This window comes from Enterovirga sp., assembly GCF_028290205.1.
Taxonomy (GTDB): Bacteria; Pseudomonadota; Alphaproteobacteria; order Rhizobiales; family Beijerinckiaceae; genus Enterovirga.
In genome coordinates, this window is sequence record NZ_JAQGKF010000005.1 from 1 (window position 1) to 4,102 (window position 4,102).

A 4,102-nucleotide genomic window follows, 5' to 3' on the forward strand; every position below is an offset into this window, starting at 1 on the left:
ACCACGCCGCCGACGGCGGGAACGCCCGGGACGGGCTGAGCGGCGGCCGGCCTGGCGAGGTCCAGCACGGGAAGGGCCACGCCGAGCGACAGCAACAGGCGCAGCGGCAGGCGGGCAGGCGATCGGATCATGGGAGCCTCGGCGGGAAGGTCGGTCGTCGTCACGGCAGGCCACGCCGGAAACCGGACGGGTCGGGGACCTGCGCAACAGCGACTGCCTGAACGTAAGGTGCCGTTAACGCGCGAGAGGCCGATCGGTTCGCGTGCCACCTTGCCGCGCCCGCCGCACCGACGACAAAGGGCCCCGGCTCGCGCCGGGGCCCCACGGGGCGGCGAAGCCGCCCGGCTCAGTAATTGTAGGCGCGCTCGCCGTGATCGGTGAGGTCGAGTCCCTCGCGCTCCTCCTCCTGGGTGACACGAAGCCCGACCACGACGTCCACCAGTTTGAACAGGATGGCGGAGCCGATGCCCGACCAAAGCAGCGTCAGCACCACGGCCTTGATCTGGGCCCAGACCTGGGTCGCCATGACGTAGTCGCCCGGAGAGGCCGAGCCCGGCTTCGCCACGTAATCGACGAGGCCCACGCCGCCGAGGCTCGGCGCCACCAGGATGCCGGTCGCCAGCGCCCCGATGATGCCGCCCACGCAGTGAATGCCGAACACGTCCAGCGAGTCGTCGTAGCCGAACGCGTTCTTCACCCCCGAGCAGAAGCTGTAGCAGACCGCGCCCGACACGAGGCCAAGCGCGATGGAGCCCATCGGGCCGGCGAAGCCGGAGGCGGGCGTGACCGCGACCAGGCCGGCCACCGCGCCCGACACCATGCCGAGCAGCGACGGTTTGCCCTTGCCGGCCCATTCGACGAACAGCCAGCCGAGCGCCGCCGCGGAGGTGGCCACGAAGGTGTTGAGCATGGCCAGCGCCGTGGTGCCGTTGGCTTCGAGATTGGACCCGGCATTGAAGCCGAACCAACCCACCCACAGCAGCGCCGCGCCGATCATGGTCATGGTCAGCGAGTGCGGGGCGAGGAGGTCCCGGCCGTAGCCGACCCGCTTTCCGAGCAGCAGGCAGCCCACCAGCCCGGCGATCCCGGCATTGATGTGCACCACCGTGCCGCCCGCGAAATCGAGCGCGCCCCAGGAATAGATGAGGCCGGCATCGCCGATGGTCTCGTCGAGCTTGGTCTTGGCGACGGCATCGCCGGCATTGGCCGCCACAGCCCGGGCCGCCTCCGCGATGGCGTCCGGGCCGGCCCAGTACCAGACCATGTGGGCCATGGGCAGATACACGAAGGTGAGCCACAGCACGGTGAAGAGGATCAGGGCCGGGAAGCGGATCCGCTCGACGATGGCGCCCACGATCAGCGCCGGCGTGATCATGGCGAAGGTCATCTGGAAGCAGATGTAGACGTATTCCGGGATGACCACGCCGTTGGAGAAGGTGGCCACCGTCGAGTCCGGCGTGACGCCCTTCAGGAACACCTTGGAGAAGCCGCCGATGAAGCTGTTCAGGCCGCCGCCGCTGGTGAAGGCGAGCGAGTAGCCATAGGCGACCCAGATCAAGCCGGCCAGGCAGACGATGGCGAAGACCTGGGTCAGCACCGACAGCATGTTCTTGGTGCGGACGAGGCCGCCATAGAACAAGGCCAGGCCCGGCACCGACATCATCAGCACCAGCGCGGACGAGACCAGCATCCAGGCGGTGTCGCCCTTGTTTGGCACCGCGGCCAGCGCGGCTGCCGCGGCATCCGGTTGCGGGGCCGGCGTTTGGGCGAGCGCCGCGCCCGCCACCACACAGAAGGCAGCGCCGGCCGTAAGGCAGGACGCGAGCCGGGAACGAGACGTCATCAATCCTACTCCGGTCGAAAGGGGGGGCTCAGAGGGCATCGTCGTCGGTCTCGCCTGTGCGGATCCGGACGGCCTGTTCGATGGGGGTGACGAAGATCTTGCCGTCGCCGATCTGGCCGGTCTTGGCCGCGCCGGAGATGGCCTCGATGGCGCGGGCGACGGATTCGGACGGCACGGCGACCTCGATCTTCAGCTTCGGCAGGAAGCTGACGGCGTATTCGGCGCCCCGGTAGATCTCGGTGTGGCCCTTCTGCCGCCCGTAGCCCTTCACCTCCGTGACGGTGAGGCCGTGCACGCCGATCGCTGTCAGGGCGTCGCGCACCTCCTCCAGTTTGAAGGGTTTGATGATCGCCATCACTATCTTCATCGATGCCCCCGATGTCCGGCCCTGCCGGAGATTGCGGCGCGCCCGCCCTCAGCCCGCTGCCGGGGAAGCGCTACACAAGCTCCGTGCCAGTTGGCCGGGCGGGCTCGGTGCGGCCGGTCGGGGTGCCTGGCCGGGCCTCGCCACGGCCGGCCCGGCGCCCTGCCTGTGACGCAAGTGTCACAACCGGCCGGCTTTGCTGTCCGTTATCTCGCGGATGCACAACAAGGCGCCAAACGCCGCAAGTTTAACGTCGGAGAACCGAGACATCCGAGTGGAATATCCCGGCAACGCCAGTGCGGCGCGTTCAGCGGGGGCTTGAGATGCTGGGATCTTCTTGTCGTGTCGCCATGTTGTGCGCCGGATTGAGCCTGTTTCTCCCGGCGGGACCTGCCGCCGCGCAGGACGCATCGGTGGCCAAGCAGCCCGCGCGGCCGGAGGTGCCCGCCGCCTCGGCACCGGTCGATGTCATTTACGGGGCCCGCTACCAGACGGATTACCGCTTCCGCGGCGTCAGTCAGTCGAACCGAGCCGGCAGCGGCCAGACCTATTTCGAGCTGCAGCTCTTCGACAACGTCCTGTATGGCGGCTTTGCCAGCTACAAGGTGGACCTGCCGACCCGACCGGGCGCAGAACTCGACATCACGGCCGGTATTCGGCCCAAATTCGGGCCCTTCACCTTCGATCTCGGCTTCGTCTACTACCTGTATCCGGCCGAGAAGCAGCTCCTGGACCTCGCCGGGGCGCCGCTCACGGTCCGCAACACCGATTTCATCGAGTTCGCCGGCAAGGTCGCCTACGCGCCCAACGAGGAGCTGACGCTCGGGGCCGGGGTGTTCCACACCTCGAACTTCCTGGGCACGCACGCCAACGCGACCTTCGTCAACGGCACCTTCAAATACGCCTTTCCGGAAGGCTCCTTCGGGTTTCTGCCGGCAGGGTTCGCCCTGTCGGCCGAATTCGGCCACTACTTCCTGGGCCAGACCCACTTCACCTCTCTCGGCAACGTGAAGCTGCCCGACTACAACACGGGCAACGTCGGCATCTCCTACACCTACAAGGAGCTCACGCTCGACCTGCGCTTCCACGACACGGACCTGAGCAAGAAGCAGTGCTTCGTGTTCACCGGCGATCCGCGCGGCATCGCGACCGGGTCGGGCAGATCGAACTGGTGCGGCGATGCCGTGGTCGCGACGCTGTCGCTCGATTTCACGGGCAGCAAGGGCTTCGGCATCTTCGGCGACTGACGGGTGACTGCGGGGCGGCCCGGACCGGCCGCTTCGCAGGCGGTCTGCCTGTTTGGTGAGCAGTGCGCGCCCAATGGCCCCAAAACATGCGGTATGCTGACGATCTTGATCCCTGCCTGATCGTGTGCTCTGTTCCGGATGCCGCTTTGCGGAGACGGGCCGACGGGAGAGCAACGTGGCGACCCAGGGCATCGGAGCACGCGTACGCCGCAAGGAGGGCGCTCGGCATCTGGAAGGCCGCGGCCGCTTCGTGGGCAGCATCAAGCAGCCGCGCAGCCTGGACGTCGCGTTTCTCGGCAGCCCCGTGGAAGACCGGCGCGAGCACCTGACCGCCGGGGCCAATGCCCGGCAGCACGACGATCGCATCACGGCCTATGCCGATCCGCGCGCCGAGGTCACGGTGGATACGGGCGCCTATTCGGTCTGGCCCTTCACGGCCTGCCTGGAGGCGGCCCCGGCCGGCGGCAACCTGCCCGGGACCTGCATCCTGCCGAGCTATCGCCGCCGCACCTATTCGGCCGCCACCAGCAAGCCGCCCGATGCGCCGCACCACGCTGGTGCAGAACTTCGTCGGCCATCTGGCCGGCATCTTCGCCGGAAACCTGAGCCGCATGCTGTCCGGGGAGGCGCCGGGCTGCGCCGGCTGGT

General features: G+C 68.2%; 3 protein-coding genes and 1 pseudogene. 2 read left to right on the forward strand and 2 right to left on the reverse strand.

Translation table 11 applies throughout. The features are described 5' to 3' along the window. Window positions 1-346 precede the first annotated feature (346 nt). Complete coding sequence (locus tag JWR86_RS00385) at window positions 347-1,843, reverse strand: ammonium transporter (protein WP_299559122.1); 1,497 nt, start codon at window positions 1,841-1,843, stop codon at window positions 347-349. 28 nt (window positions 1,844-1,871) lie between these two features. Then, window positions 1,872-2,210 (reverse strand): P-II family nitrogen regulator, encoded by a 339-nt coding sequence (locus tag JWR86_RS00390; protein WP_299559125.1) that lies wholly within the window; start codon window positions 2,208-2,210, stop codon window positions 1,872-1,874. A 410-nt stretch (window positions 2,211-2,620) separates the two neighbouring features. Between JWR86_RS00390 and JWR86_RS00395 the strand changes: the two genes are divergently transcribed. Further along, a complete protein-coding gene (locus JWR86_RS00395) occupies window positions 2,621-3,454 on the forward strand; it encodes a TorF family putative porin (protein ID WP_299559128.1) in 834 nt (277 codons plus the stop codon). A gap of 175 nt (window positions 3,455-3,629) precedes the next feature. Then, a pseudogene (locus tag JWR86_RS00400) lies at window positions 3,630-4,102 on the forward strand (hypothetical protein); the annotation flags it as partial.

Excerpts from the sequence above, each read along its gene's own strand:
- JWR86_RS00385 (WP_299559122.1), bottom strand. The coding sequence starts at position 1,843 with ATGACGTCTCGTTCCCGGCTCGCGTCCTGCCTTACGGCCGGCGCTGCC.
- JWR86_RS00390 (WP_299559125.1), bottom strand. The coding sequence starts at position 2,210 with ATGAAGATAGTGATGGCGATCATCAAACCCTTCAAACTGGAGGAGGTG.